The following is a 26,854-nucleotide window of genomic DNA, read 5'->3' on the forward strand; positions in this document are numbered from 1 at the left end:
GCCGGTCCGGGATCTCCCGGACCGGCCTCGGCGCGTTCCCGGGATCAGCGCCGCGGCAGCCCCGCTCCGGGCAGCGTCAGCACCACCTCGGTCCCCCGCCCGCCCGGCGGCACGCCCATGTGCAGGCTGCCGCCGAGCTCGCTCACGACGAGCGTCCGGACGATCTGCAGGCCGAGCCCCTCGCTGACCGACGGGTCGAACCCCACCGGCAACCCTCGGCCGTCGTCGCGCACCCGGACGAGCAGGTCGTCCCCCGTGCGCTCGGCGAGCAGCTCGATCACCCCCGGCTCGCCCTCGGGGAACGCGTGCTCGGCGGCGTTGTGCAGCAGTTCGGTGACCGCGAGCACCAGCGGTGTGGCCGTGGCCGCCGGCAGCTCGCCGAACGAGCCGGTGCGCCGGGTGCGGGCGGCCGGCCCCACCGAGGTGAGGTCGCCCAGCATCGGCAGCACCTGGTCGAGCACCTGGTCGACGTCGACGACGTCCTCCCGGCTGCCGGCCAGCGTCTCGTGCACCACGGCGATGGAGGCCACCCGGCGCACCGACTCCTCCAGGGCGTCGCGCGCGGCGGGCACGGTCATGCGGCGGGCCTGCAGCCGCAGCAGCGCGGCGACGGTCTGCAGGTTGTTCTTCACCCGGTGGTGGATCTCGCGGATCGTCGCGTCCTTGCTCAGCAGGGCGCGGTCGCGGCGGCGGACGTCGGTCACGTCCCGGACCAGCACCAGCGCGCCCGCCTCGCCGCCGGGCGCCTGCAGGGGCAGGGCGCGGACGAGCATCGTGGCCGACGCCGCCTCGACGTCCATCGGGCCGGGGAAGCGCCCGGCGACGGCCGCCGCGATCCCGGCCGCGACCTCCTCCCCCGCCACCCGCTCCCGCGCCGCCGCCCGCGTCACCTCGCCCAGGTCGCGGCCGACGACGTCGCCGGCGACGCCGATCCGCCGGTAGGCCGACAGCGCGTTCGGGCTGGCGTAGACCGCCCGTCCTCGGCCGTCCAGGCGCACCAGCCCGTCCCCGACCCGGGGGCTCATCTCCGCGTCCTGCAGCTTCTCCGGCGGGAAGGTGCCCGCGGAGACCATCAGGCAGAGGTCGGCGGCGATGTCGAGGTAGGTGTGCTCGAGGGTGGAGGGCGCGCGGGTCACCGCGAGGTTGGTGTCCCGGGCCAGCACGGCGACGACGACGCCGTCGTGGCGGACCGGGACGACCTCGCGGCGGCGGGGCGCGGGCCCCGACCAGTCGGGAGCACCCTCGGTGACCGGCCGGCCCTCGAGGTAGGCGACCTCGAAGGGATGGGCGTCCTCGCCGGCGACCTCCACCCCCACCAGGTCCTCGGGGCGGCTGGTGGGCGCGGTGAGCGGCCGCACCTGGGCGACGCACCACCACGAGCCGCCCGGCTGCGGCAGCGGCACCCACAGCGTCAGGTCGGCGAAGGAGAGGTCGGCCAGCAGCTGCCAGTCGGCCACCAGCCGGCGGCAGTGGTCGATCTGCGCGGGACCGGAGGCAGTGCCACGGGTGAGGCGCTCGGAGAGGCTGTTCATGGTGCCGCCGAGCGTAGAGACCAGCGGCGGGCTCCTACGCTGCTCGGTGTGGTCGACGTCCCCGCCCCGCCCGCCGTCCGGATCGAGCCCGCCACCCCGGCGGACCACGCCGACATCGCCGAGCTGACCGTCGCGGTCTACGTGGGGGGCGGCCTGGCCGGCCCCGACTACGGGGCGGAGCTCGCCGACGTGGCGCGCCGGGCGGAGCTGGCGGAGCTGCTCGTCGTCCGGGACGGGGACGGGCGCCTCGTCGGCAGCGTCGCCCTGGTCCTCGACGGCGAGTTCGGCGAGGTGACCGAGTCCGACGACGAGGCCGCGGTGCGCATGCTGGTCGTCGACCCGGCGGCCCAGGGGCAGGGCATCGGGGCGCTGCTGATGACGGAGTGCCTCCGGCGTGCGCGGGCTGCCGGCAAGCACCGCATGGTGCTGTCCACGAGCACGGTCATGACCGCGGCGCACCGGCTCTACGAGCGGCTGGGCTTCACCCGGCTGCCCGAGCGCGACTGGTCCCCGGTGCAGGGCGTCGACCTGCTGGTCTACGCGCTCGACCTCTGACTCACCGGTCCAGCCAGGCGAACCCGAAGCCCCCGCTGCCGCTCCCCGACCCGAACGGTCCTCGGTCGCTGCGCACGACGGAGCACGCCGCGTCGTCGACGGTCACCGCGCGGCGGGTGCCGGTGCGGTCCTCGACGACCGCGGTGCGGACGGGTGCGGGGCCGGCGACGCACTCGGCGACGCCGCCCGTGATCGCGTGCACGCCGATGCGGACCCGCTCGGCCTCCTCGCCGGTCAGCTGCCGGACCTCCGGCTCGCCGCCCGCGACTCCGGCCGGCCAGGTGCAGACGATCCCCCGCTCCGCGGTGAGCGGCATGACCATCGGCGAGCGCTCGCCCAGCAGGTAGCCGGTGTCGACCTCGGCCGACGGCCCGTCGACCGAGACGCTGTCGGGATCACCCGGGTCGTCCGGGCAGACGAGCGGTGCGCTGCTCGGGGCGTCCTCGAACGCATCGGCGTGCTGGCGACCGAATGCGGCCATGAGCAGCCCGTACACCCCGAGCCCGTCGGGCCCGCCGACCCCCTGGCCGTCGTACACGCCCAGCCCGTCGGGCCCGTCGATTCCCTGGCCGGCTCCGAACCACCCGGTGCAGTCGGGATCGGTGCGGCCGGTGATCGTCGCGACCGCGCCGTCGGCGTAGCCGATCTGGACCTCGTAGCTGCGGCCCCCCGCCAACGCCGCGCACGGCCAGCCCACGGGGGCGTCCTCGGCCTCCCGCTCCGCGAGACCGGCGAGGAGATCCAGGTGCGTGGTCAGCGCATCGGAGGGCACCTCGGCGGGGATCGTGGCCCGTTCCGGTCCGGGGCAGAACCGGGCCCACACCGGCGTCCCGTCGACGCCGTCCCGCGTGGCGTCGGCCGCGTCGAGGCACTCCGCCGGGGCCTCGGCGGCCTCCTCGCGTTCCCCGTCCGAGGACGTGCACGCAGTCAGCGCCAGGACTGCGAGCGTCACGAGGACGCCTCCCGCCCGCCGGCGGCTCCCGGACCCCTCGATCGTCACGTCGCGCTCCCGTCAGTCGTCCGTCGACAGGAAGACGCATCGAGCACGTCCCGGCGCTGCACCCGCCGGGGCACCGTCAGTCGAACGCGACGGTGGCGATGAGGTCGCCCTCCTGGAGGACCTCGCCCTCGACGACGTGCATCGCCTCGACGGTGCCGGCGAGCTCGGTGAGGACGGGGATCTCCATCTTCATCGACTCGAGGATGACCAGCGTGTCACCGGCAGCGACCTGCGCGCCGGCGGTGACCAGCACCTTCCAGACGCTGGAGACCATCTCGGCGTGGATCTCCTCGACCGCCACCGGGCCTCCTCTCGCGCGGGCCGCACCGGGATCCCGGGGGCTGCGGTCATCCTGGCACGACGTGCGGCTCAGGTGCCCGGCACGGCCTCACCGGCGGCGAGCCGCCGCAGCACGGCGCGGACGTCGGACCCGTCGTGCGGCACCCCGAGCTCCGGCAGCCCTGACAGCACCTGGCTCGCGGCGCGGGCCGCGGTCGCGGTGTCGTCGGCGGCGGCGCTGACCGTGGCCAGCAGCGCGTCGTACCAGCCGTCCAGCCGGTCGCCCGGTTCGTAGCCGCCGACGGCCACGAGGTCCACCCCCGCCTCCGGGCGGGGCTCGGGACGTCCCGTTCCCGGCAGCCGTCCGGCGATCCGGCCCGCCTCCCCGGGAGGCAGCGTGGAGCGCAACTGCACCGCGACCGCGGACCGCCACGGCGACGACGCCGGATCGCCGGCGTCGTTCCGGGCCGGGACCGCGCTGCGCAGGGCCAGCTCGACGGCGTCGACGCCGTGCGCCCGCTCGAGGACGGCGATGTCGAGGGAGAAGCCGGCGGCCACCTCGGCCAGCTCGCCGTCGGGCGAGATGCCGACCGTGACCAGCCCGCGCCAGCCGACCTCGGCCAGCCGGCCGGCCGCGGCCGGGACCGTCGCCCGCCCGTCCGGGGTCCAGGACACCCGGGCGATGCCTGCGGCCCGGTCGCGCGAGACCGGCGTCGGGAAGCGGAGTCCGTCGGCGGTCACCCAGGCGAGCAGACCGCGCTCGCTGGCCGGCTCCACGCCGTCGCCGCCCAGCCGCTCCAGGACGTCGGGGTCGGGGCCCACCCAGAGCAGGCCCGCTTCGCGCACCGCGGCGGCCAGCCGGGCGTTGCCCGCCAGCGCCGGCGGCACCGGCAGGACGGCGGTGACGCCGCTGCGCCGCGCGGCCTCGACGATGCGGTCGACGGCGAGGTAGGACTCGGTGGCGGGCGCGGGACCCAGCAGGACGGCCTCGTCGGCCAGCCGCACGTGCCGGGCCGAGCGCTCGGCCTCGGAGTGCACCGCGACGGCCTTCACGCCCAGGCGCGCGCACGAGGCGATGACCCCGCACGCGGCCGGCCCCCGGCCCGCGACGAGCACGCTCTCGATCCCCAGGTGTGCCACGGCTCCTCCTGCGTTCCCCCCGCCCGGCGCATGCGCACCGCCGCCCCGTGAGAGGCTGGAGCCGTCAGCTTGGCGGCTCCGGCTACGCCGCGCACGATACGTGCGCCGTCGCGCCGGGCCACGAATCCCCGGGTCCCGCGGCCCACCGGCAGAGAGAGGAGGGCAGCGATGTCCAAGCGTGGACGCAAGCGTCGCGCTCGCAAGAAGAGCGGCGCCAACCACGGCAAGCGCCCCAACGCTTGAGCTCGCGCTCTCGTCGAGAGCTGCGAACGCTCGAAGGCCCCGTTCCCGCTGCTGCGGGTACGGGGCCTTCGTCGTCGTCAGGAGGGCAGACATGGCCATTCCTGCCCGGGCGGTGCTAGTCGCCGGAGCGCTCCACGGTGATCCGCTCGACGGTGACCTGCGTGCCGTCCTCCTCGAAGGAGACGCTGGTCAGCTGCATCTTGATCCGCTCGCGGAGCGAGGGAGGCGGGACGTCGCCACCGCAGCGGCGGCGGACGAGGGCCTTGAACTCCTGTTCGATGCCGAACTCGCGCAGGCACGAGGAGCAGTCCTCGAGATGCTCGGCGATGACCGCGCGGCGGTCGTCGTGCGTCTCGTGGTCGAGGAACTCGAACACGTGCGTCAGCACGTCGTCGCAGGAGTTGATCTCGATCGGCTCGCCGGCCCGAGAGACGTCGTCGGCCATCAGGAGCTCGCCTCCTCACCGGCTCCGGCACGGACGAATCCGCGCTCGCGGGCATAGTCGGCCAGCAGCTTCTGCAGCCCGCGGCGACCGCGGTGCAGCCGGGACATCACCGTGCCGATGGGCGTGCCCATGATCTCGGCGATCTCCTTGTAGGCGAACCCCTCGACGTCGGCCAGGTAGACGGCCAGCCGGAAGTCCTCCGGCAACTGCTGCAGGGCCTCCTTGATGTCGGAGTCCGGCAGGTGGTCCAGCGCCTCGATCTCGGCCGACCGCAGCCCGCTGGAGCTGTGCTCCTCGGCGGCGTACAGCTGCCAGTCCTGCACCTGGTCGGTGGGGTACTGCTGCGGCTGACGCTGCTTCTTGCGGTAGCTGTTGATGTAGGTGTTGGTCAGGATCCGGTACAGCCACGCCTTGAGGTTGGTGCCCTCGGCGAACTGGTGGAAGGCCGAGTAGGCCTTCACGAACGTCTCCTGGACCAGGTCCTCGGCGTCGGCCGGGTTGCGGGTCATCCGCAGGGCGGCCGGGTAGAGCTGGTCGAGGAACGGCAGGGCGTCGCGCTCGAAGCGGGCGTCCCGTTCGGCACGGGTCTCGGCGACCTCCGTGCGGCTGCCGCCCTCGCGCGCCTCGGGGACCTCCACCGGCGCGGCGGGGATCTGACCGGGCTCGTCGATCACGGGCTCCTCGGGCACCGACCGTCCTCTCTGGGCTCCCCGGACACGGGGCGCCACATCGGTCGATCCTAGCCGCGCCGCATCCGGGCGGCCTGGCGGCCGTCGGGGCGCGACCCGCGGGCGGACGTTGGAGACGGTGCTGCTCACGGCCGGTGCAACGCCGACCGACTGCGCCCCGATTCCCGGCCACTGCCGGAAAGGTCGTGCCACCTAGGCTCCCGGCCGTGGCGTCCACCCCCGCGGTGCGGGCACTGGAGAAGGCTGCCGTGCCGCACACCCTCCACCCCTACGAGGTCGGGAACGTCGGCGAGGCGGGCTACGGCGAGGCGGCCGCCGCGGCGCTCGGAGCCGATCCCCGGCGACTGCTCAAGACGCTGGTGACCCGCGTCGACGGAGCGCTCACCGTCGCCGTCGTCCCGGTGAGCGGCAGCCTCGACCTCAAGGCACTGGCCGCGGCCGCCGGCGGCCGGAAGGCCGTCATGGCCGAGCCCGCCGATGCGGAGCGCGCCACCGGTTACGTGCGCGGCGGGATCAGCCCGCTCGGCCAGCGGAAGGCGCTCCCGACGGTCGTCGACGAGCGCGCGCTGGACTTCGCCACCGTCCTGGTGAGCGCCGGTCGGCGGGGGCTCCAGGTGGAGCTGCCGCCGGCCGACCTCGTCCGGCTGACCCGCGCCCGCACCGCCCCGATCGGCCACTGACCTCGCGACCGACGGGGGCGACGCACGAGGGTCAGGGGCGGCCGTACGGCGTCAGCAGTTGGTCGACCGGGGCGTGGTCGTCGGTGAGGACGTCGGCGTCGCCGACGAGGTCGTCCAGGTCGGCGCCCGAGGCAACCCGCCAGGCCAGGTCGTGGTCGCTCATCGCGGCGGCGATCGCCTCGGTGTCCAGCGGCTGCTGCGAGGCGACCGCGATGACGTTGCCGCCGTCCTCCCCCGTGAGGACCGGCACCCGGGCCAGCAGGACCACGTGCTCGAACACCGCGCGCAGGGTGGCGAGCTCGGCGCGGACGAAGCCCAGCGGCGGGTGGTCGATCAGGTTCACCGCGTAGACGCCCTCGTCGGCCAGCGCGCGGTCGACCAGCCGCAGCGCCTCCCGGGTGGTCAGCTGCCACGGCACGGACAGACCGCCGAAGGCGTCCCCGACCACCAGGTCGCGCTCCCCCTCCGGCTCGTCGGCCAGCCCGACCCGGCCGTCGGTCACCCGCACCTGCAGGTCCGCCGAGGTCTCCAGGCCCAGCTGCTCCCGGTCGATCGCGACGACCCCCGGATCGACCTCGAGCACCAGGCTGCGCGTGCCGGGGCGGACCTCGGCCAGGTAGCGCGGCAGCGTCAGACCGCCGCCGCCGACGTGCAGCGCCGACACGGGCTCGCCGTCCGGGAACGAGGCGTCGGCGACCGCGGCGATGGCCCGCACGTACTCGAACTCCAGGTGGGTGGGGTCCTCGAGGTCGACGTAGGAGTGCCGGAGGGTGTCGAGGATCAGCACCCGGCCCGACTCCCGCTCGGGATCGGCCACCACCCGGGCGCAGTGGTAGGCCGTCTCCTCCTCGCACGGGGTGGGCGCGACCGCCGCGAGCAGCGCACCGGCCACCGCGAGGACGGCCAGGCCCACCGGCACCCGGCCGCCCCCCCGGCGCAGCCGCAGCCCGAGGACGAGGCCGGCGACGACCGTGACCGCGCCGGTGCCGACCAGGATCACGCTGCTCGGGAGGATCGCGATCAGCAGGAACCCGGTGACGAACGTGGCCGCGATCGCGCCGAGCGTGCCGATGCCGGACAGGCGGCCGACCACCGCGCCGGTCTCGTCGAGGTTCGACAGCTGCAGCTTCACCACCATCGGCGGGACGGCGGAGAGCAGCGCTGCAGGCACCACGATCGCGACCGCGGCCAGCAGGAGCACCGCGCCCGCGTCCGCTCCGTTCACCCACGAGCCGGTGAAGCGCACGAGCGGCAGGACGGCGATGACCAGTGCGCCGCCGGCCACCATCAGCGGGGCGATCAGCCGCCGCGGGTCGACGCGGTCGGCCATCGCACCACCGGTCCACGCCCCGAGCGCGATCGCGGCCAGGGCGAAGCCGATGACGGCGGTGCTCGTCTGCAGTGTCACGCCGACGTAGGGCGCGATGAGCCGCAGCCCCACGATCTCCATCACGAGGACGGCGCCGGAGCTCAGGAAGGTGACGGATGCGGCCACCCACGCGGGCAGCGGGCCCCCCGCCGGGGACCCCGTGGCGGCCGGTCCGGTGGTCGTCTCGACTCGGGACACGTCAGAAGAGCGCCGGCTGGTCGGCCGGCTCCGCCACCGTCTCGGCCCGCTCGGTCAGCGCGCGCCCGTTGTTCGCGACGTTGTTCACCGCGGTGCTCACCGGACGCAGCTCGAGGCCCTCGACCACCTCGGGCGGCGTGGGCTCCACCAGCTGCTCGAGATCCTCCCGGGCGGGGTCGAGCCAGTCCGCCCAGCGGTCACGCGGCAGGACCAACGGCATCCGGTCGTGGATCTCGTGCAGCGCCCCGACGGCGGGCGAGGTGACGACCGTGCAGGTGTAGAGCCGGTCCTCGCCCCGGCCCCACACCTCCCACAACCCGGCCAGCGCCAGCACCGAACCGTCCTGCGGGGTGATGAAGTACGGCTGCTTGCCGGGGCGGTCCAGCCGCTTGGCCCATTCGTACCAACCGTCGGCCGGCACCAGGCAGCGCCGCGTGCGGGCCGCCGTCCGGAAGGCAGGTTTGTCGGTCAGCGACTCCACCCGGGCGTTGATCATGCGGTTGCCGATCGACACGTCCTTGGCCCAGGACGGGACCAGGCCCCAGCGCACCGCGCGCAACTCGCGGTGGCCGCCGCCGGTGAGCGCTCCCTCGGCGTCGCGCTCCTTCTTCCAGCGGACGACGTGCACGTCCTTGGTGGGCGCGACGTTGTAGTCCGCGGGCACGGGCGGCTGCCCGCCGGCGGGCACCGCCTCGAACTCCAGCGCCAGGTCCTCGGGCTTGCGACTGGCGGCGTAGCGACCGCACACGGGCGTCTCCTCGAACCGGATCTGCTGACCTCCCGCACTCTAGGTCCGTCCCCTGACACCGCGCCCGACCGTGACAGCGGGCGGCGTTTGGGGTACCCCTCTGGTCGAACAGCCGACGAGAGACGAGGATCACCGCGTGACCGTGACGCAGAACGCCCCCGCAACCACCAGCGCCTCCCGGCGCTACGCGACCGTCAACCCCTTCACCGGCGAGACGGAGAAGGAGTTCCCCTTCACCGAGACGTCGGAGATCGACGGCATCATCGGCAAGGCGCACAGCGCCTACCAGGAGTGGCGTGACCGCTCCGTCGAGGAGCGCGCCGCCGTCGTCCAGAAGGCCGCCGAGCTGCTCGACGAGCGGATCATGGACTTCGCCGCCCTCATCACCAAGGAGATGGGCAAGCGCCGCGACGAGGCCGTCGGCGAGCTGTTCCTCTGCTCGATGATCCTGAAGTACTACGCCGGCAACGGCCCGAAGTTCCTCGAGCCGACCTCGATCGAGCCGATGATGGGCGGCGGAGAGGCCGTCATCGAGACGCGCCCCGTCGGCGTGCTGCTGGCCATCGAGCCGTGGAACTTCCCCTTCTACCAGGTCGTCCGCGTGGCCGGCCCGAACCTGGTGCTGGGCAACACCGTCATCCTCAAGCACTCGGAGATCACCCCGCAGTGCGCCGTGGCGATCGAGCAGCTCTTCCGTGACGCCGGCGCCCCCGAGGGCGCACTGATCAACACCTTCCTCAAGATCGAGGACGTCGAGCAGGTCATCGCCGACCCCCGCATCCAGGGCGTGACGCTGACCGGCAGCGAGCGGGCCGGCTCCTCGGTCGCCGCGCTGGCGGGCAAGCACCTCAAGAAGTCGGTGCTGGAGCTCGGCGGCAGCGACCCGTTCATCGTCCTCGACGGTGAGAACCTGGAGGCGACCGTCAAGGCGGCCACCGCCGGGCGCATGGGCAACACCGGGCAGGCCTGCACCGCCTCCAAGCGGCTGATCGTCACCGAAGACGCCTACGAGCCCTTCGTCGAAGGCCTCAAGCAGGCATTCGGCATCTTCGCCCCCGGCGACCCCGCTGACCCGGCGACGTCGCTCGCGCCGCTGTCCAGCGAGAAGGCTGCCCAGGACCTGCAGGCGCAGATCCAGGACGCCATCGACAAGGGCGCCACCGTCGTCGCGGGCGGCCAGCGCCCCGAGCACGCGGGCGCGTTCGTGTCGGCCACGATCCTCACCGACGTCACCCCCGACATGCGGGCCTACCGCGAGGAGCTCTTCGGCCCCGCGGCCGTCGTCTACAAGGTGAAGGACGCCGCCGAGGCGGTCGCCCTGGCCAACGACAGCGACTTCGGCCTCGGCGCCACCGTCATGGGCAGCAACCCCGAGCAGGCGCGGTCGGTGGCCGAGCAGCTCGAGGCGGGCATGGTCTGGATCAACCAGCCGACCGGCTCCTCCCCCGAGCTGCCCTTCGGTGGCATCAAGCGGTCCGGCTACGGCCGCGAGCTCTCCGAGCTGGCCATGTTCGAGTTCGCCAACCGGCGTCTGCTGCGCACGGTGCCGGTCAAGAAGACGGACAAGCCGCAGGCCGGCTGAGCACGTGCACGGAGGTGCGGCGCGGGCGGGCAGACTGATCACGTGAGTGATGTCTGGTCCGCGCCGCACCACCCGGCGCCCGTCGACGCCGTCGTCCCCCTGCCCGGGTCCAAGTCGCTGACCGCCCGGGCCCTGGTGCTCGCCGCGCTCGCCGACGGGCCCAGCCGTCTGGTGCACCCCCTGAGGGCGCGCGACACCGACCTCATGGCCGGCGCGCTGCGCGCCCTCGGGGTGGGCATCGAAGACGACGGCGACGACTGGCTGGTCACCCCGGCCCCGATGCGGGGTCCGGCCACGGTGGACGCCGGGCTGGCCGGCACCGTCCTGCGGTTCTTCCCTCCGGTGGCCGCGCTCGCCGACGGCCCGGTCACCGTCGACGGCGACCCCCGCCTGCACGACCGCCCCAACGCCGGCCTGCTCGACGGGCTGCGTGGGCTCGGCGTCCGGATCGACGACGCCGGCCGCGGCCGAGCGCCGTTCACCGTGCACGGCACCGGCCGGGTGCGCGGGGGTGCGGTGGAGGTCGACGCCAGCGAGTCCTCGCAGATGGTGTCCGGCCTGCTGCTGGCCGCCGCCCGCTTCGACGAGGGCATCGACCTGACGCTGGCGGGCGCGCTGCCGTCGCTGCCGCACGTGGACATGACGGTGGCGACCCTGCGCGAGCACGGCGTGGAGGTGGCCGCCACGGACCGCGGCTGGCGGGTGGCCCCCGGGCCGATCGCCGCGCTCGACCGCGTCCTCGAACCCGATCTCTCCAACGCCGCTCCCTTCCTGGCCGCGGCCCTGGTGTGCGGCGGGCGGGTGACCGTGCCCGACTGGCCCGCGGTCACCACGCAGCCCGGCGCCCAGCTCGACCGGCTGCTGACGCTGATGGGAGCCGAGGCCGAGCGGACCCCCGAGGGCCTGCGGGTCACCGGCACCGGCTCGATCCGGCCCCTCGTCGCCGATCTCGGCGAGGTCAGCGAGCTGGTGCCGGTACTGGCCGCGCTCGCCGCCCTCGCGGACGGCCCCTCTCGGTTCACCGGTGTCGCCCACATGCGCGGGCACGAGACCGACCGGCTCCAGGCCCTCGACGAGGTGCTCACCGCCGTCGGGGCGACCGTGCGCCAGCTGCCCGACGGGCTGGAGATCGAACCCGGCCCGCGGCGACCCGCCCGCCTGGACTCCTACGCCGACCACCGCATGGTCATGGCCGCCGCCGTGCTGGGCCTCGCGATCGACGGCGTCGAGGTCGCCGACCCGGGAGCGGTGACCAAGACGCTGCCCGACTTCCGCGAGCGGTGGGCGCGGCTGCTCGGCGACGCGGTCGGAGCGCACCGCTGAGCGGCCACCAGCGCGACGCCCGGCGGATGGACGAGGACGACGTCCGCATCCGCCCGGGCCGGCGGGGTTCCCGCCCGCGCACACGCACGCGGCCCGCCCACGACGACGCCGTTCCGGGGCTGGTCATCGCCGTCGACCGCGGCCGGATGACCGTGCGCGTCGACGGCCCGGACGGCGCCGTGGACGTGACCACCATGCGCGCCCGGGAGCTCGGCAAGCACGGGGTCGTGGTCGGCGACCGCGTGCGGGTGGTCGGCGACACCAGCGGGCGCACCGACAGCCTGGCGCGGATCGTCACCATCCAGGAGCGGACGACGTCGCTGCGCCGCACCGCCGACGACACCGACCCCACCGAACGCATCGTGGTCGCCAACGCCGATCTGCTGGTGATCGTCACCTCCGTCACCGACCCCGAGCCTGCGCTGGGATTCCTGGACCGCTGCCTCGTCGCTGCGTACGCCGGTGGCCTGGAACCGCTGCTGTGCCTGACCAAGACCGACCTCGCGTCCGCGCAGCCGCTGCTGGACCGGTACGCCGGCCTGCGGCTGGACGCGGTGCCCATGTCGCGTGAGCAGCCGCTGGACGAGCTGCTCGGCCACATCCGCGACCGGATGAGCGTGTTCGTCGGTCAGTCCGGGGTGGGCAAGTCGACGCTGGTCAACCGGCTCGTCCCGGACGCGCTGCGGGCCGTCGGCGACGTCAGCAAGATCGGCAAGGGGCGGCACACGTCGTCCTCGGCCGTGCTGTTCGACCTGCCCGGCGGCGGCACGGTCATCGACACCCCGGGCATCCGGTCGTTCGGCCTGGCCCACGTGACGGCCAAGGACGTCCTGTCGGCGTTCGACGAGATGGCCGACGTCGCCGCGGACTGCCCGCCCGGCTGCGGCCACACCGCCGAGGACCCCGACTGCGCGCTGGACGCCTGGGCCGCGGCCGGTCCTCCGGAACGCCAGGAGCAGCTCGCCGCGCTGCGGGTGCTGCTGGGCGCCGTCGGTCAGGTCGGCCCCGGCTACTGACCTCAGACCTCGACGGTGCCCCCGCTGCGCCAGTAGACGCCGGCCTCGCGGGTCAGGAAGCCCTCGTCGACGAGGTAGCGGCGCAGCGCTGCGGTGTCGGGATGCCAGACGGCCAGCAGCACGTTGACCTCGCGCTCGGGGTAGCGGACCCCGGGTTCGAACACGCGCACCAGGTGGTCGAGGACGACCAGCCGCTTGCTGCGCTGCGCCGGGATCGAGGTGAGCCGGCCGGCGCGGACGAACGCCGACAGGACGGCGTCCTGGGCCGGGTCGTCGGACAGCGGCTCCGGGGGCGGGGCGGCCTCGGCAGCGGCCCGGGCGGCGACGCCGAACTGCTCGGTGCGCAGCGCGAGCGCGTGCCCGTCGCGGAGCACCAGCCCGCCCCGGGCCAGCCGTCGGGCCGCCAGGGCGACATCCTTGAGCGGGAGCCCGGAGGCCGCCGCGACCTGCTCGATCGTCTCGGCGCCCAGGGCCAGCGCGGCGACCACCTTCAGCCGCGCGGGGTCGGCCAGCAGCCCGGCGATCGTCGCGGCGTCCACGTCCCGACCGTATCCAGCCGTGCGACAACGACGCCTCCGACGGCGCGCGGTGAGCGGGACCCCCTGCCTCCCCACTAGGTTCGGTGCTCATGACATCGGGCCGGGGCTTCTCAGAGGACATGCGGCTGGCACACGTGCTGGCCGACCAGGCCGACTCGATCAGCATGGAGCGCTTCAAGGCGCAGGATCTGCAGGTCGAGACCAAGCCCGACCTGACGCCGGTGACCGACGCCGACCGGGCGATCGAGGAGCAGCTGCGGATCTCGTTGAGCCGCGCGCGCACCCGTGACGCGGTCATGGGCGAGGAGTTCGGCACCACCGGGCACGGCTCCCGCAAGTGGGTGCTCGACCCGATTGACGGCACCAAGAACTTCGTACGGGGCGTGCCGGTGTGGGCGACCCTGGTCGCGCTCATGGACGGCGACGAGGCGGTCGTGGGCCTGGTCTCGGCGCCGGCGCTCAACCGGCGCTGGTGGGCCGCGAAGGGCGTCGGCGCGTGGACCGGCCGCCGGCTGGAGAACGCCACCCGCTGCACCGTCTCGGGGGTCAGCACGCTGGGCGACGCGAGCCTGTCCTACTCCAGCCTGTCCGGCTGGGAGGAGCGCAACGCCCTCGACGGCTTCCTCGACCTGACCCGGTCGGTGTGGCGCACCCGGGCCTACGGGGACTTCTGGAGCTACATGCTGCTCGCCGAGGGCGCGGTCGACATCGCCTGCGAGCCCGAGGTGTCGCTCTGGGACCTCGCCGCCGTCGACGTCATCGTCCGCGAGGCCGGGGGCCGGTTCACCGACCTCTCCGGCACCCCGGGGCCCGCGGGCGGCAGCGCGCTGGCCACGAACGGCGCGCTGCACGACGCCTCACTGCGCACCCTCGGCACCGCGACCGGCTGAGCCCCGCGGCCGGACCGCGGGGCGGCCGGATCAGAGGCCGGTGCCGGTCCCGGTGCCCGTGCCGCCCTTGCCGCCGCCCTGGAGCCGGCGGCGCGCCTCGTCGATCTTCGCCTTCGTCTTCGGGTCGTTGGCGAACTGCTGGGCCTTCTCGGTGGCCTGCTTGATCGCCTGCTTGCCCTTGGGGCTGTTCGCGAGCTGGACGACCTTGTTGAACAGCGACGCCATGACGGCCCGCCTCCTCTTCCGTGCCTGCGGGCCGGTGGACCGGCCCGTCTCGTGGTCCAACGGTCGCAGCACCGGACCCGTTCCGCCGGGTCAGCGGCTCCCGTCGGCCCACCGCCGGGCGGCCTCGGCCAGCCGGGGGTCGGGACGCGGCTCCACGAGCGGACCGGCCGGTCGCTGCGGCTCGACGTCGGCACCCACCCCGCAGGCGGCGAGCACCGCGGCACCGATCGCCGACGCGCTGCGCAGGGGCAGGTGCCGGACGGGGCGGCCCAGGACGTCGGCCAGCACCTGCTGCACCACCGGCGCCCGCACTCCTCCCCCGGTGAGGACGACGTGCTCGACCCCGCCGGGGACGTCGAGGGACCGCGCCGCGGCCCCGACGGCGAACGCCACCCCCTCGACCGCCGCCCGGGCCAGCTCGGCCCGGGTCGTGCCGGCGCCCAGGCCGGTCCAGCCGCCGCGGTCGTCGGCTCCGGCGACGCCCCCGCGCTCACCGGTGAGGAACGGCCGGAACAGCGCTCCCCCGGCGCCGGGGGCGGCGGCCGCCGCGGCGTCGAACAGCTCCGCCCAGCTCAGCCCCAGCACGCCACGGACCCAGGCCCACGCCGAGCCGCCGTTCTGCAGCGCCGCCATCGCGTACCAGCCGCCGGTCACGTCGGCGTAGGTGTGCGTGACGGCGTCGGCGGCCGGTCGCGGCGCCGCCCCGGGCCGGAGCACCTGGGCACCGGTGCCCAGGTTGACCTGCAGCCCGGCGGTCGTCCCGGCCGCCAGCAGCGCCAGCGGGGTGTCGGCACCGCCCACGACGACGGGCACCTCGGCGCCGGCGATCGGCGTCGTCCCGACCACCTCGGTGCCCGGCCGCACGTCGGGCAGCAGGTCCGCCGGCACCCCGGCGGCCTCCGTCGCCGCGCCCGACCAGCGGTCGGCGACGACGTCCCAGAGCAGCGTGGCCGAGGCGTCGCTGCGGTCGGTCACCAGGGGGCCGCCCGGCAGGAGATCCGCCCGCAGCGCGTCCTTGGGCAGGAGCACGGCGGCGGCGCCGGCCACGGCTCCCGGCTCGTGCGCGGCCAGCCAGGCGAGCACCGGCCCGGTCATGCCGGCCGCGAGGGGGTTGGCCAGCGCCGCCCGCTCGCCGTCCGGCAGGCCCCGCCAGCGGTCCAGCTCGGCGGCGGCCCGGGCGTCGGGCCACAGCACCGCCGGGCGCACCGGCCGTCCCGCCGCGTCGACGAGCACGGTGCCGTGCATCTGCCCCGACAGGCCGAGCGCCCGGACCCGCCGCCCGGAGAGCGCCGCTCCGACCTCGGCGAGCGCCGCGTCGAGGGCCGCCCGCCACACGCGCACGTCGATCTCGGCCCGGCCCGGCTCCGGGCGGTCGTAGGCGTACTCCCGCTCGGCCTGGGCCACGACGAGCCCGGCGCCGTCGAGCGCGACCAGCTTCAGCCCGCTGGTGCCGACGTCGGCGCCGAGGAACACCGCCTCCGTCACGACCGGCCCGTCACGAGCCGCCGTCGTCCCCCAGGAAGCCGACGAGGGCACCGGTGAACTCCGGCGTCCGGACGGCGCCCAGGTGGTCGCCCGGGACCGTCACCAGCCGGGCGCCCGCGACGGCGTCGGCGAGCACCTGCGGCCGGGCCGCGAGCGGGTCGGCGACGCCGGCGATCACGAGCGTCGGCGCCGCGATGTCGCCCAGCGGCAGCGGCTCGGTGTTGACCGCGCGGACGTGCGCGGCCAGCGCCAGCCGGTCGGCACCGGTGCTGTCGGCGAAGGTGCGGAAGGCCGCCGCCATCGGGTCGGGGATCGACGCCGGGTCCTCGGTCTCGAGCGCGGACGCCAGCGCCGTGGTGCGGACGGCCCGCGTGTCCAGGCCGCCCCGCTCCACCACGCCGGCCCCGATGCCGCCGACCACCAGCCGGCGCACCCGGGGGTCGGTGCCGGCCAGCACCAGCGACACGATCCCGCCCATGGAGTACCCGGCCAGGTCGAACCGGTCCAGCTGCAGGGCGTCGGCGACGGACCCGAGGTCCCCGGCCATGGCCCGCTCCCCGTAGCGGTCCGGGTCGTGCGGCTTGTCCGAGGCGCCGTGCCCGCGGGCGTCGACGGCGACCACCTCGCGGCCGTCGGCCAGCAGCGCGGCCACCACACCGCTCTGCTCCCAGTTCCGCAGGCTGTCCGCCGCGAACCCGTGCTGCAGCACGACCGGCGGCCGGTCCCCCGGCGCGCCCCAGCGGTGCACGGCCAACTCGACGCCGTCCCGGCCGCGGACCCGGCTGGTCGCCGGCGGGCTCACGCGGAGCGCTCCGGGCTGTCGCCGTAGGCGTAGCCGCCGTCGGGGTATCGAGTGCCCTCGGCCACCCCGGGCGGCGCGATCGCGTCCAGTCGCGCCAGGTCGTCGGCGGTGAGCTGCACGGCCGCGGCGCCCGCGTTCTCCTCGAGGTAGCTGCGCCGCTTGGTCCCCGGGATCGGGACGACGTCGTCCCCCTGGGCCATGACCCACGCCAGCGCCAGCTGGCCGGCCGAGACCCCCTTCTCGGTGGCCATCTCCCGGACCGCCTCGACCAGGCGCAGGTTGGCCTGGAACGCCTCCCCCTGGAAGCGCGGCTGGTTCTTGCGGAAGTCGTCGTCGTCGAAGTCGTCGGGGCTGGTGATCGCCCCGGTCAGGAACCCGCGGCCCAGCGGGCTGAACGGCACGATGCCGATACCGAGCTCCCGGGCGACCCCGAGCACCTCACCTTCCAGGTCGCGGGTCCACAGCGACCACTCGCTCTGCAGCGCCGCGATGGGGTGCACGGCCGCCGCGCGCCGGATCGAGGCCGCGCTGGCCTCGGACAGGCCGAGGTACCGGACCTTGCCCTGCTGCACGAGCTCGGCCATCGCGCCCACGGTGTCCTCGATCGGCACCTTCGCGTCGACCCGGTGCTGGTAGTAGAGGTCGATGACGTCGACGCCCAGCCGCCGCAGGCTGGCCTCGGCGCGGGCGTGCACGTTCTCGGGCCGGCCGTCGATGCGCATCCGGCCGCGGTCGTCCCGCGAGATGGAGAACTTGGTGGCCAGCTGCACCTCGTCCCGGCGGCCGGCGATCGCCTCGCCGACGAGCTCCTCGTTGTGCCCGTCGCCGTAGACGTCCGAGGTGTCGAGGAAGGTGATCCCGAGGTCGAGGGACCGGTGGATCGTCGCGACGGACTCCGTCCGGTCGGCGGCGCCGTAGCTCTGGCTCATGCCCATGCAGCCGAGGCCGAGGGCGGAGACGGTCAGGCCGCCGAGGGTGCGGGTGCCGGGTGCGGGAGAGGTCATGACCGCATCTTCGTCCCGGTGACCAGCGCGAGCACCTCTGATGGGATGGTGGACGACGGGCCGCGGTGGTCGGGGCCCGCCGAGGAGGCACGCCGTGCAGTACGCCGAGTCCGTCATCGACCTGGTCGGGAACACCCCGCTGGTGCGGCTGTCGTCGGTCACCCGGCACCTGGGCCCCGACGCACCGCTGGTGCTGGCCAAGGTCGAGTACCTCAACCCCGGCGGCTCGGTGAAGGACCGGATCGCGGTCCGCATGGTCGACGCCGCGGAGGCCAGCGGTGAGCTGAAGCCGGGCGGCACGATCGTGGAGCCCACCAGCGGCAACACCGGCATCGGCCTGGCCCTCGTGGCCCAGCAGCGCGGCTACAAGTGCATCTTCGTCTGCCCCGACAAGGTCGGGCAGGAGAAGGTCAACGTGCTCCGGGCCTACGGCGCCGAGGTCGTCGTCTGCCCCACCGCCGTCGATCCCGCCGACCCGCGCTCCTACTACTCGGTCTCCGACCGGCTCAGCCGCGAGACCCCCGGCGCGTGGAAGCCCGACCAGTACTCCAACCCGAACAACCCGCGCTCGCACTACGAGACGACCGGGCCGGAGATCTGGGCGCAGACCGACGGCCGGATCACCCACTTCGTCACCGGGGCCGGCACCGGCGGGACGATCAGCGGCGTCGGCCGCTACCTCAAGGAGGTCTCCGGCGGCCGGGTGCAGATCATCGGCGCCGACCCCGAGGGCTCGGTCTACTCCGGCGGCACCGGCCGCCCGTACCTGGTCGAGGGCGTCGGCGAGGACTTCTGGCCGACCACCTACGACCGGGACGTCGCCGACGAGATCATCGCCGTCTCCGACGGCGACTCCTTCGCCATGACCCGGCGGCTCGCCCGCGAGGAGGGCCTGCTCGTCGGCGGCTCCTGCGGCATGGCGGTCGTGGCGGCGCTGCGGGTGGCCGAGCGGCTGACCAAGGACGACGTCCTCGTCGTGCTGCTGCCCGACGGCGGCCGCGGCTATCTCAACAAGATCTTCAACGACGCCTGGATGGCCGACTACGGGTTCCTCGAGGCCTCCGCCGGCGAGACCGTCGGCGAGCTGCTGCGCGCCAAGTCGGGCGAGACGCCGACGCTGGTGCACACGCACCCCAACGAGACCGTCCGCGACGCCATCGACATCCTCCGCGAGTACGGCGTGAGCCAGCTGCCGGTCGTCCGCGCGGAGCCGCCGGTGACGGCGGGCGAGGTCGTCGGCTCGATCGACGAGAAGACGCTGCTCGACGCGCTGTTCGCCGGCAAGGCCTCGCTGGCCGACCGGGTCGAGAAGCACATGTCCCCTCCCCTGCCGATCGTCGGCTCCGGCGAGGCGGTCAGTGCCGCGGTGGCCCAGCTGGGCGGCGCGGACGCGCTGCTCGTGCACGTCGACGGCAAGCCCGCGGGCGTCGTCACGCGGCAGGACGTGCTGGGTCACCTGGCCGGGCTGGCCCCGGTCGGCGCGCCTACGGTCGAGCGATGAGCCGCGAGAACGACGCCCGAGCGAGCATCGCAGCGAGCGCCGGCGAGCGAGGAGCGGAACGAGGGCGGAGTCGAGCCATCGAGCACGGCTTCAACACCCGCGCGATCCACGCGGGCCAGGACCCCGACCCGGCGACCGGCGCGGTCATCCCCCCGCTGCACCTGACCACGACGTACAAGCAGGACGGCGTCGGCGGACTGCGCGGCGGCTACGAGTACTCGCGCAGCGGCAACCCGACCCGCGACACGCTGCACGCTGCGCTGGCCGCCCTCGAGGAGGGCACGACGGCGCTGGCGTTCGCCTCGGGCCTCGCCGCCGAGGACACCCTGCTGCGCACCACGTGCCGGCCCGGCGACCACGTCGTCCTGGGCGGCGACGCGTACGGCGGCACCTTCCGGCTGATCTCCCGGGTGCTGTCGGAGTGGGGGCTGGAGCACACCCCCGTCGACCTGTCCGACCCCGATGCGCTGCGCGCCGCGATCCGCCCGACCACCCGCGTGGTCTGGTGCGAGACGCCCAGCAACCCGCTGCTGAACATCACCGACATCGCGGCGACGGCGGCCATCGCCCACGAGACCGGCGCGCTGCTGGTCGTGGACAACACCTTCGCCTCCCCCTACCTCCAGCGGCCGCTGACCCTCGGCGCCGACGTCGTCGTGCACTCCACGACGAAGTACCTGGGTGGGCACTCCGACGTCGTCGGCGGGGCGCTGGTCACCCGGGACGCCGGCCTCGGCGAGCGGCTGACCTACAACCACAACGCGATGGGCGCCGTCGCCGGGCCCTTCGACTCGTGGATGGTGCTGCGCAGCCTCAAGACGCTCGGCGTGCGGATGGACCGGCACTGCGCCAACGCCGCCCGGATCGCCGAGTTCCTCGTGGCGCACGACGCCGTCGCCACGGTGCTCTACCCCGGCCTGCCCGACCACCCCGGGCACGAGGTCGCCGCACGCCAGATGTCCGGCTTCGGCGGGATGATCTCCTTCCGGCTGCGCGCCGGCGAGGAGGCGGCCCTGCGGGTCTGCGAGCGGACCGAGCTGTTCACGCTCGCGGAGTCGCTGGGGGGCGTCGAGTCGCTCATCGAGCACCCGGGCCGGATGACCCACGCCAGCGCCGCCGGCTCGCCGCTGGAGGTGCCGGACGACCTGGTGCGCCTCTCCGTCGGCATCGAGGACGTCGACGACCTGCTCGCCGACCTCGAGCGCGCCCTCGGCTGACGCCGTGACGCCGGGGTACGTCGTCCGCCCCGTCCGGGCGCACGAGTGGCGGGAGGTCAGGACGGTCCGGCTGGCCGCCCTGTCCGACGAGGTGGCGGCGATGGCGTTCCTCGAGTCGTACGCCGACGCCGCGACGAGGCCGGACGAGTTCTGGCAGGACCGTGCCCGGCGGTCCTCGCTCGACGCCGGCGAGGACGCCTCCGCCCGCCAGTTCGTGGCGGTCGCCGACGACGGCACCTGGGTGGGGACCGCCGTGGCGCTCGTCGAGCGCGTGGGCGACGTCGACATCGGCGGCGCGGCGGTGACCGAGCCGGTCGGCCACGTCGTGGCCGTCCACGTGGCGCCCGGCCACCGCGGGCAGGGGCTGCTGGCCGAGCTGTTCACGGCGGCCACCGACTGGCTGCGCGGTCAGGGGCTCCCCCGCGCCCGGCTCTTCGTGCACGTCGACAACGCCCGGGCGCAGCGGGCCTACGAGAAGTGCGGCTTCCGCTCCACGGGCACGCTGATCACGACCGTGGCGGGCACCGAGCGCGAGATGGAGAGGGACCTCAGCGGGGAGCGGTGAGGATGCGCGGGCCGTCCTCTGTGACGGCGACGGTGTGCTCGACGTGGGCGGCACGGCTGCCGTCGGCGCTGCGCAGCGTCCAGCCGTCGGCGTCGACCCGGTAGTCGTCGCTGCCCCCGGCCAGGAACCACGGCTCGATCGCGATGACCAGACCCGCCCGCAGCTTCACGCCACGGCCGGCCCGCCCCTCGTTCGGCACCGACGGCGCCTCGTGCATCGAACGCCCGACCCCGTGCCCGCCCTGGTCGGTGTTGATGCCGCACCCGCCGGCCCGGCCGACGGCGCCGATGGCGGCGGAGATGTCGCCGATCCGGTTGCCGACGACGGCGGCCGCGATGCCGGCCGCCAGCGCCCGCTCGGTGGTCTCCACCAGCGCGACGTCCTCGGGCCGGGGGGTGCCGATCGGGTAGGTCGTCGCCGCGTCACCGACCCAGCCGTCCAGCACCGCGCCGGCGTCGACGCTGAGCAGGTCGCCGTCCTCGAGCACCTCGGGGGTGGGGATGCCGTGCAGGGCCACGTCGTTCACCGACAGGCAGAGCACCCCCGGGAAGGGCGGAGTCGTGGACAGGGGCGCGTACCCGAGGAACGGCGAGGTCGCCCCGGCGTCGGCCAGGACGTCCCGGGCGATGGCGTCCAGCTGGGTGAGCCGGACGCCGAGCTCGGCCGCGGCCCGCACGGCGGCGTGCATGTCGGCGACGACCGCGCCGGCGGCACGCATGGCCTCGATCTCGCCGGGCGTGCGCAGCTCGATCACGGTGTTCTCCTCGCAGCAGCTTCCGGTCAACACTGTCCCGGTATTACTATCACGGCATGGTCCGACCGCCCCTGACACCCGAGGAACGGGAGCGCGGCCGCCGGCTCGGTGCCCTGCTGCGACAGGCCCGTGCCGACCGGACGCCGGCCGAGGTGGCGGCGAGCTCGGGCGTGAGCCTCGAGGTGCTGCGCAAGATCGAGTCCGGGCGCGTGCCGACGCCGACGTTCTTCACCGTGGCCGCGCTCGCGAACGCGCTCGGCCTCCCGCTGGACGAGCTGGTCGGGCAACTGGCCGACCCCGCCGACCGGACGGCACTGACCGCCTGAGTCAGGCCGGCGGCTCGGCGGTCAGCACGGTGGTGAAGTGCTCGACGACCGGGAACGGGTCGTAGAAACCGTGCAGCAGCGCCTTCCACTCCTGGTAGGCGGCACTGCCGCGGAAGCCCTCGGTGTGGTCCTCCAGCCGGTCCCACTCCACGAGGAGCAGGTAGCCGTCGTCGCGCTCCAGGCATCGCGACAGCCGCAGCCCGCGGAAGCCGGGCGAGGCGGCGATCAGCTGCCGGGCGCGGGCGAAGGCCGACTCGAAGGCCGCCTGCTCCGCCGGCCGTACCGTCAGCAGCGCGTGCTCCAGGATCACGGCGCCGACGGTACGGCTCGCGGTGCGGGGACGGGGTGGCTCAGTTCTCGGAGCCGGCGACCAGGTCCGCGTAGTCCTCGTGCTTGCCGATCCAGCCGCGCACGAACGAGCACTGCGGGACGACCGACCCACCCTGCCCGCGCACGTCGTCCAGGGCGGCGCGGACGAGGGTGCTGCCGAGACCGGACTCCCCGGCGTCCGGGTCCACCTCCGTGTGCGTGAACACGAAGGTGGACCCGTCCCGCTGGTAGTCGGCGTGGCCGAGCAGCCGGTCGCCGTCGCGGATCTCGTAGCGGCTGGCGTCCGGGGCGTTCGTGACCGTGGGTTCCATGGTCAGCCCCTACCCGCGCGCGGCCGCTTCGATCATTCGGCCAGGGCCAGGGCCCGAGCGGGGCAGGACTGCACCGCGTCGCGCACGGCGTCGAGGTCGTCGGGGCCGGGCTCCTCCCGGTGCACCTGCAGCACGCCGTCGTCGTCGAGCTCGAAGACCTCCGGGGCCAGCGACTCGCACACCCCCGAGCCCACGCAGCGGTCCCGGTCGACCTGCACCCGGCTCATCGCTGCCCCGTGAGCCGCGCCGGCAGCCGCTTGAGGCCGTTGACGAAGGACGAGCGCAGCCGGGCCGGCTCGCCGGTGATCTCCAGGTCGGGGCAGATCTCGAACAACCGGCGGAAGGTCACCGCGAGCTCCCGGCGGGCCAGGTGCGCGCCGAGGCAGAAGTGCGGGCCGTGGCCACCGAAGCCGACGTGCGGGTTGGGATTGCGGCTCAGGTCCAGCTGGTGCGGGTTCTCGAACACCTCCGCGTCGCGGTTGGCCGCGGCGTAGAAGAGCAGGAACTTGTCACCCTCCTTGAAGGAGTGGCCGTTGAGCTCGCCGTCCTGGGTGGCGGTGCGGCGCATCCAGGTGACGGGGCTGACCCAGCGGACGATCTCCTCGACCGCGGTCTTGTCCATCGACGGGTCGGCCATCCAGCGGGCGCGCTGCTCCGGGTTCTCGGACAGCGCGAGGAGGCCCTGCGCGATCGCGGTGCGGGTGGTCTCGTTGCCGGCCACCAGCAGCAGGATGAAGAACGAGGCGATCTCCTGGTGGGTGAGCTTCTCCCCCTCGACCTCGCTGTTCACCAGCGCCGTCGTCAGGTCGTCGGTGGGGTTCTCGATCCGCTCGGCGGCCAGGCGGCCCATCAGCTCGGCCATCGCCATGCCGGCCTCGAGCAGCGCGGTCAGCGGGTCGGCCTCGTCGGTGAGCTCGGGGTCACCACCGGAGAGGATCGTGTTCGAGGCGTTCAGCACGAGGAGGCGGTCCTCCTCGGGGACCCCCATCATGTCGCAGATGATCCGCAGCGGGATGGGGGCGGCGATGTCGGCGACGACGTCGAGGGTCCCGTCGCCCGCCTCGGCCTTGGCCCGCGCCTCGGCCAGCACGTCGTCGACGATGCCGACGACGGAGTCCACGACCTGCTCCAGCATCCGCGGGGTGAAGGTCTTGGCGACGATCCGCCGGATCCGGGCGTGCCGGGGGTCGTCCATGCTGATCATCGAGCCGTAGAACTCGCTGAGGTCGGCCGGGATGTCCTGGATCGAGACCGCGCCCTGGCCCGAGCAGAAGATCGCCGGCTCGGAGCTGATGGCGTCGAGGTCGGCGAGCCGGGTGACGGCCCAGTAGCCGGGCCCGGCCTCCATCCCCTCCATGGTCGGCTCGGCGAACCAGGCGAAGGGGCGCTCGGCGCGCAGCTTGTCGAAGACCGCGTGCCGGACCGCCGGAGGCTCCGCCCAGAAATCGCGGTCGGAGAGGTCGATCGCCTCGATGTCGAGCTCCGGGGAGTCGACGGGGCCGGCGGGGGTGTTCACGGACACGGGGCGCCTCACTGTCGGGCAGAGAAAAACGGTCAGCGCTGACGCTAAATGAGCGGAGGGGTGACGCACAACACTCGGGGCACCCGAAGTGCTGTGCGTCACCCCCGGGCTGCTCAGCGGGCGGACGGCTCCGAGAGGGCCGCGGTGAGCAGGGCCACGAGCGCCTCGAGCTGCACGTCGGTCGACGACGACACCTCGTCCGAGCCGTCCAGCGCCCGGGCGGCGAGCCCGGCCTTGCTGTCGATGAGCTCGGCGATGCGGGCGTCGATGGTCTGCGCGGCGATGATCCGCCACGCGGTGACCGGCTCGGTCTGCCCGATGCGGTGGCTGCGGTCGATCGCCTGCGTCTGCTCCGCGTCGGTCCAGGAGAGCTCGGCCAGCACGATGTTGGAGGCCACCTGCAGGTTCAGCCCCACGCCCGCCGCGGTCAGCGAGCACACCGCGATCGAGACCTCGGGGTCGTTGACGAAGGCGTCGATGTTCCGCTGGCGGGCCGACGGCGTCTGGTCCCCGCGGATGGACGCGTACCGGATGCCCTGACCGGCGAACGACTCCTCGGCCACGTCCATGACGTCGACGTGCTTGGCGAAGAAGACGACCTTGCCGGCGCTGCGTGCGAGCTGGGCGGCGTAGTCGGCGGCGAGTCCGGCCTTCGCCTGGCCGATGCGCCGCATCATGCCGAACACGTTCTCGCCGGTCGTGGACGACGACGCGTCCTTGAGCTCCCACCCGGCCACCTTGCGCACCAGGTCGGCGTCGATGCCCTCCACCACGGTGGCCGACTCGCGGGCGGCGAGCGCGCTCTCGTAGCGCTTCACCAGCCGGCGGGCGAGCTCGCGCTCGGCGGCGCGGATCGAGCGGCCGGCCTTGTCGTCGAGCTCGACGGGGAGGTCGGCGATGCGGCGTGCCGGGATGTCGGCGGCGACGTCGACCTTGCGACGGCGGACGATGCCGAGGTCGATCACGCACTTCCGTGCCGCGGGGTAGAAGCCCGGGTCGGCCGGCGTCAGACCGGTCGCCTCGAGCGCGTCCATCAGCTCGCCCAGCGGCTTGCTGTCGTCGATCCAGCCGAGGAACTGCCAGATGGCCCGGAAGTCGTCGATGTCGTTGATCAGCGGGGTGCCGGTGAGCGCCATCAGCAACGGCCGCGCGGTGCGCGAGCGGATCCGCTCGGAGAGCTGCAGCACGTGCTGGGACCGCTGCGAGGTCTTGTTCTTGATGAAGTGCGCCTCGTCGACCACCATGCCGCGGAACCCGAACTCCCCGAGCCAGCCCACGTGCCGGTCGAGCACCTCGTAGTTGACGACGACGATGTCCGCGAAGCCGTCGACGGTGTCCCCGTTGCCCTGCACGACGGTCGCCTTGCGGTGCGGCGTCCAGCGGCCGGCCTCGCGGGCCCAGTTGGTCTTGACCACGTTGGGCACCACGACGAGCAGCGGATAGGCGTCCGCGGCCTCGGCGGCGAGCAGCGCCTGCGCGGTCTTGCCCAGGCCGGGCTCGTCGGCGAGCAGGAACGTGCGGTGGCCGGCCGCGGCGCCGGCGACGAGCTGGCCCTGGTGCGGCATCAGCTCCGAGCCCGCCGGGGTGAAGCGGTCGGTCGGGAACGGCAGGTCCATGCACGCCGGAGCTCCGCCGCCGGCGCGCTCGAAGGAGTTGAGCAGCGGAGCCATCAGCTCCCACCCGGCGAGCCGGTGCGGGCGGGGCGCGCTCTGCCGCGCGGCCTCGAAGTCCGGTGCCAGGAAGGGGTTGGCCAGCTGCCGGGACACCACCGACTGGGGGACGACGCGGCGCTCGGGAGCCGCGGGCGTCTCGACCGGCGCCGCGACCGGGGCCTCCACGGGCTCCGGCTCGATGCCGGCCGCACGCAGCATCTCCAGCCGGAGCGCACGAGCGGAGTCGGAGACGACCGCGTCCTCGCCGAGCAGCGCCAGGAGCCCGGCGTCGCGGACCGCGGTGCGCGCCAGGATCGTCGCGATGCCGTCCAGCCGCTTGAGCTGCTCGGTCCGGTGGCTCGGGCTGCCCTCCTGGTCGGAGCGCACCCGGGCGCGCTCCTCGCGGGCGACCAGTGCGACGGCCTGGAACTTGGTCCGCACGCTCGCCGTCACCGAGCCCCGCTGGACGGCCGCCTCGACCTCGCGCACGGCGCGGGCCAGCACGGCGATGACGTCCTCCGGACCGCGGGCACGCCGCTGGTTGCGCGCGGGCGTGCGGCGAGCCCCCGTCTGGGGCTGGCCTCGTCGAGCCACTGCTCCTCCTCGTGACTGCCGGCACGCTCGCCCCGGCGGAGCGCGCAGGAGAGCGCGCGCCGAGGCGGTGCCGACGTCGGCCGAACGAAGAACGGCCCCCACAGTGCGACTGTGAGGGCCGTTCCAACGTGGTAGCGGGGACAGGATTCGAACCTGTGACCTCTGGGTTATGAGCCCAGCGAGCTACCGAGCTGCTCCACCCCGCGTCGGTAGTTGTCACTGTACACGCGTCCCGGCGGTCCGGCTCCGGGGGTGGCGGCAGGCACCGGAGTGAGTGGTGGGACGGGCCCGTCGCGCCCGCCCCCGGGGTGCACGCGCGCCTTCCGGCCGGGATCGTT

Annotated in this window: 30 protein-coding genes and 1 tRNA gene; 11 read left to right on the forward strand and 20 right to left on the reverse strand. The window is 74.5% G+C overall.

Features of this window, described 5'->3' with window-relative positions:
- Positions 1-44: 44 nt before the first annotated feature.
- The gene (locus tag CRP29_RS07325; RefSeq protein ID WP_097194402.1) at positions 45-1,532 is read right to left on the reverse strand and encodes a sensor histidine kinase; all 1,488 of its coding nucleotides are present in this window, start codon (positions 1,530-1,532) and stop codon (positions 45-47) included.
- Between the two features lie 48 nt (positions 1,533-1,580).
- Here CRP29_RS07325 and CRP29_RS07330 point away from each other — a divergent pair, with 48 nt between their 5' ends.
- Entirely contained in the window at positions 1,581-2,087 is a 507-nt protein-coding gene (locus tag CRP29_RS07330; protein WP_097194403.1) for a GNAT family N-acetyltransferase, read from the forward strand.
- 1 nt (position 2,088) lies between these two features.
- On the opposite strand, the gene CRP29_RS07335 is transcribed toward CRP29_RS07330, so the two are convergent.
- From CRP29_RS07335 to CRP29_RS07345, 3 genes are all read right to left on the reverse strand, one after another.
- Positions 2,089-3,039: a hypothetical protein gene (locus CRP29_RS07335; protein WP_141437081.1), complete on the reverse strand. Its 951-nt coding sequence runs from the start codon at positions 3,037-3,039 to the stop codon at positions 2,089-2,091.
- 124 nt (positions 3,040-3,163) lie between these two features.
- On the reverse strand, positions 3,164-3,388 hold the full coding sequence (locus tag CRP29_RS07340; RefSeq protein ID WP_097194405.1) for a biotin/lipoyl-binding carrier protein: 225 nt from the start codon (positions 3,386-3,388) through the stop codon (positions 3,164-3,166).
- A gap of 68 nt (positions 3,389-3,456) precedes the next feature.
- Positions 3,457-4,506 (reverse strand): biotin carboxylase N-terminal domain-containing protein, encoded by a 1,050-nt coding sequence (locus CRP29_RS07345; RefSeq protein ID WP_097194406.1) that lies wholly within the window; start codon positions 4,504-4,506, stop codon positions 3,457-3,459.
- A gap of 168 nt (positions 4,507-4,674) precedes the next feature.
- Between CRP29_RS07345 and CRP29_RS23795 the strand changes: the two genes are divergently transcribed.
- Complete coding sequence (locus CRP29_RS23795) at positions 4,675-4,749, forward strand: 50S ribosomal protein bL37 (RefSeq protein ID WP_014742531.1); 75 nt, start codon at positions 4,675-4,677, stop codon at positions 4,747-4,749.
- 115 nt (positions 4,750-4,864) lie between these two features.
- Here the strand turns inward: CRP29_RS23795 and rsrA are convergent, their stop codons facing one another.
- Together rsrA and CRP29_RS07360 are read right to left on the reverse strand one after the other, a co-directional pair.
- A complete protein-coding gene (gene rsrA, locus CRP29_RS07355; protein WP_097194407.1) occupies positions 4,865-5,194 on the reverse strand; it encodes a mycothiol system anti-sigma-R factor in 330 nt (109 codons plus the stop codon).
- Positions 5,194-5,883, reverse strand: a complete 690-nt coding sequence (locus tag CRP29_RS07360) for a sigma-70 family RNA polymerase sigma factor (protein WP_091980889.1) — start codon at positions 5,881-5,883, stop codon at positions 5,194-5,196. The genes rsrA and CRP29_RS07360 overlap by 1 nt, the downstream gene beginning before the upstream one ends.
- Before the next feature lie 206 nt (positions 5,884-6,089).
- Here CRP29_RS07360 and ybaK point away from each other — a divergent pair, with 206 nt between their 5' ends.
- Positions 6,090-6,563 carry a Cys-tRNA(Pro) deacylase gene (ybaK, locus tag CRP29_RS07365; protein WP_097194408.1) on the forward strand — a complete coding sequence of 158 codons (474 nt, stop codon included), beginning with the start codon at positions 6,090-6,092 and terminating at the stop codon, positions 6,561-6,563.
- A gap of 31 nt (positions 6,564-6,594) precedes the next feature.
- Here the strand turns inward: ybaK and CRP29_RS07370 are convergent, their stop codons facing one another.
- Entirely contained in the window at positions 6,595-8,130 is a 1,536-nt protein-coding gene (locus CRP29_RS07370; RefSeq protein WP_097194409.1) for a fused MFS/spermidine synthase, read from the reverse strand.
- Position 8,131: 1 nt separating this feature from the next.
- Positions 8,132-8,878, reverse strand: coding sequence for an SOS response-associated peptidase (locus CRP29_RS07375; RefSeq protein ID WP_097194410.1), 747 nt, complete (start codon positions 8,876-8,878; stop codon positions 8,132-8,134).
- A gap of 136 nt (positions 8,879-9,014) precedes the next feature.
- Here CRP29_RS07375 and CRP29_RS07380 point away from each other — a divergent pair, with 136 nt between their 5' ends.
- The 3 genes from CRP29_RS07380 to rsgA are packed head-to-tail and all read left to right on the forward strand — an operon-like array spanning position 9,015 to position 12,799.
- Entirely contained in the window at positions 9,015-10,460 is a 1,446-nt protein-coding gene (locus tag CRP29_RS07380) for an NAD-dependent succinate-semialdehyde dehydrogenase (RefSeq protein WP_217991492.1), read from the forward strand.
- A gap of 42 nt (positions 10,461-10,502) precedes the next feature.
- Positions 10,503-11,783 (forward strand): 3-phosphoshikimate 1-carboxyvinyltransferase, encoded by a 1,281-nt coding sequence (gene aroA, locus CRP29_RS07385; RefSeq protein WP_097194411.1) that lies wholly within the window; start codon positions 10,503-10,505, stop codon positions 11,781-11,783.
- A 26-nt stretch (positions 11,784-11,809) separates the two neighbouring features.
- On the forward strand, positions 11,810-12,799 hold the full coding sequence (rsgA, locus tag CRP29_RS07390) for a ribosome small subunit-dependent GTPase A (protein WP_097194860.1): 990 nt from the start codon (positions 11,810-11,812) through the stop codon (positions 12,797-12,799).
- Positions 12,800-12,801: 2 nt separating this feature from the next.
- Here rsgA and CRP29_RS07395 read toward each other — a convergent pair whose 3' ends face one another.
- On the reverse strand, positions 12,802-13,338 hold the full coding sequence (locus CRP29_RS07395) for a DUF2087 domain-containing protein (RefSeq protein ID WP_097194412.1): 537 nt from the start codon (positions 13,336-13,338) through the stop codon (positions 12,802-12,804).
- Positions 13,339-13,427: 89 nt separating this feature from the next.
- Between CRP29_RS07395 and hisN the strand changes: the two genes are divergently transcribed.
- Positions 13,428-14,228, forward strand: a complete 801-nt coding sequence (hisN, locus tag CRP29_RS07400; RefSeq protein ID WP_097194861.1) for a histidinol-phosphatase — start codon at positions 13,428-13,430, stop codon at positions 14,226-14,228.
- 30 nt (positions 14,229-14,258) lie between these two features.
- On the opposite strand, the gene CRP29_RS07405 is transcribed toward hisN, so the two are convergent.
- The 4 genes from CRP29_RS07405 to CRP29_RS07420 form a co-directional block, all read right to left on the reverse strand.
- Positions 14,259-14,453 (reverse strand): hypothetical protein, encoded by a 195-nt coding sequence (locus CRP29_RS07405; protein ID WP_097194413.1) that lies wholly within the window; start codon positions 14,451-14,453, stop codon positions 14,259-14,261.
- Positions 14,454-14,543: 90 nt separating this feature from the next.
- Complete coding sequence (locus CRP29_RS07410; protein ID WP_245852600.1) at positions 14,544-15,989, reverse strand: FGGY family carbohydrate kinase; 1,446 nt, start codon at positions 15,987-15,989, stop codon at positions 14,544-14,546.
- On the reverse strand, positions 15,949-16,740 hold the full coding sequence (locus CRP29_RS07415; protein WP_097194414.1) for an alpha/beta fold hydrolase: 792 nt from the start codon (positions 16,738-16,740) through the stop codon (positions 15,949-15,951). Before CRP29_RS07415 ends, CRP29_RS07410 begins: the two co-directional genes overlap by 41 nt.
- A complete protein-coding gene (locus CRP29_RS07420) occupies positions 16,737-17,744 on the reverse strand; it encodes an aldo/keto reductase (RefSeq protein WP_097194415.1) in 1,008 nt (335 codons plus the stop codon). The genes CRP29_RS07415 and CRP29_RS07420 overlap by 4 nt, the downstream gene beginning before the upstream one ends.
- Before the next feature lie 94 nt (positions 17,745-17,838).
- Here CRP29_RS07420 and CRP29_RS07425 point away from each other — a divergent pair, with 94 nt between their 5' ends.
- The 3 genes from CRP29_RS07425 to CRP29_RS07435 are packed head-to-tail and all read left to right on the forward strand — an operon-like array spanning position 17,839 to position 21,027.
- Positions 17,839-19,245, forward strand: a complete 1,407-nt coding sequence (locus CRP29_RS07425; RefSeq protein WP_097194416.1) for a cystathionine beta-synthase — start codon at positions 17,839-17,841, stop codon at positions 19,243-19,245.
- Positions 19,242-20,462 (forward strand): cystathionine gamma-synthase, encoded by a 1,221-nt coding sequence (locus tag CRP29_RS07430; protein WP_097194417.1) that lies wholly within the window; start codon positions 19,242-19,244, stop codon positions 20,460-20,462. The genes CRP29_RS07425 and CRP29_RS07430 overlap by 4 nt, the downstream gene beginning before the upstream one ends.
- Before the next feature lie 4 nt (positions 20,463-20,466).
- Complete coding sequence (locus CRP29_RS07435; protein WP_097194418.1) at positions 20,467-21,027, forward strand: GNAT family N-acetyltransferase; 561 nt, start codon at positions 20,467-20,469, stop codon at positions 21,025-21,027.
- Here the strand turns inward: CRP29_RS07435 and map are convergent.
- Positions 21,011-21,781: a type I methionyl aminopeptidase gene (map, locus tag CRP29_RS07440; protein WP_097194419.1), complete on the reverse strand. Its 771-nt coding sequence runs from the start codon at positions 21,779-21,781 to the stop codon at positions 21,011-21,013. The genes CRP29_RS07435 and map overlap by 17 nt on opposite strands.
- A 56-nt stretch (positions 21,782-21,837) precedes the next feature.
- Here map and CRP29_RS07445 point away from each other — a divergent pair, with 56 nt between their 5' ends.
- Positions 21,838-22,107: a helix-turn-helix domain-containing protein gene (locus CRP29_RS07445; protein ID WP_097194420.1), complete on the forward strand. Its 270-nt coding sequence runs from the start codon at positions 21,838-21,840 to the stop codon at positions 22,105-22,107.
- A gap of 1 nt (position 22,108) precedes the next feature.
- Here the strand turns inward: CRP29_RS07445 and CRP29_RS07450 are convergent, their stop codons facing one another.
- The 6 genes from CRP29_RS07450 to CRP29_RS07475 all read right to left on the reverse strand — a co-directional run bounded on the left by CRP29_RS07450 (position 22,109) and on the right by CRP29_RS07475 (position 26,722).
- Positions 22,109-22,417 (reverse strand): antibiotic biosynthesis monooxygenase family protein, encoded by a 309-nt coding sequence (locus CRP29_RS07450; RefSeq protein ID WP_097194421.1) that lies wholly within the window; start codon positions 22,415-22,417, stop codon positions 22,109-22,111.
- 40 nt (positions 22,418-22,457) lie between these two features.
- Positions 22,458-22,748, reverse strand: a complete 291-nt coding sequence (locus tag CRP29_RS07455) for a GNAT family N-acetyltransferase (RefSeq protein ID WP_097194422.1) — start codon at positions 22,746-22,748, stop codon at positions 22,458-22,460.
- A 32-nt stretch (positions 22,749-22,780) separates the two neighbouring features.
- A complete protein-coding gene (locus tag CRP29_RS07460) occupies positions 22,781-22,975 on the reverse strand; it encodes a ferredoxin (protein ID WP_097194423.1) in 195 nt (64 codons plus the stop codon).
- Complete coding sequence (locus tag CRP29_RS07465) at positions 22,972-24,270, reverse strand: cytochrome P450 (RefSeq protein ID WP_097194424.1); 1,299 nt, start codon at positions 24,268-24,270, stop codon at positions 22,972-22,974. The genes CRP29_RS07460 and CRP29_RS07465 overlap by 4 nt, the downstream gene beginning before the upstream one ends.
- Before the next feature lie 113 nt (positions 24,271-24,383).
- Entirely contained in the window at positions 24,384-26,516 is a 2,133-nt protein-coding gene (locus CRP29_RS07470) for a DEAD/DEAH box helicase (RefSeq protein ID WP_097194425.1), read from the reverse strand.
- Positions 26,517-26,645: 129 nt separating this feature from the next.
- Positions 26,646-26,722: transfer RNA gene (locus CRP29_RS07475), tRNA-Met, on the reverse strand.
- Positions 26,723-26,854 lie beyond the last annotated feature (132 nt).

The organism is Blastococcus aggregatus (assembly GCF_900221005.1).
Classification (GTDB): domain Bacteria; phylum Actinomycetota; class Actinomycetes; order Mycobacteriales; family Geodermatophilaceae; genus Blastococcus; species Blastococcus aggregatus.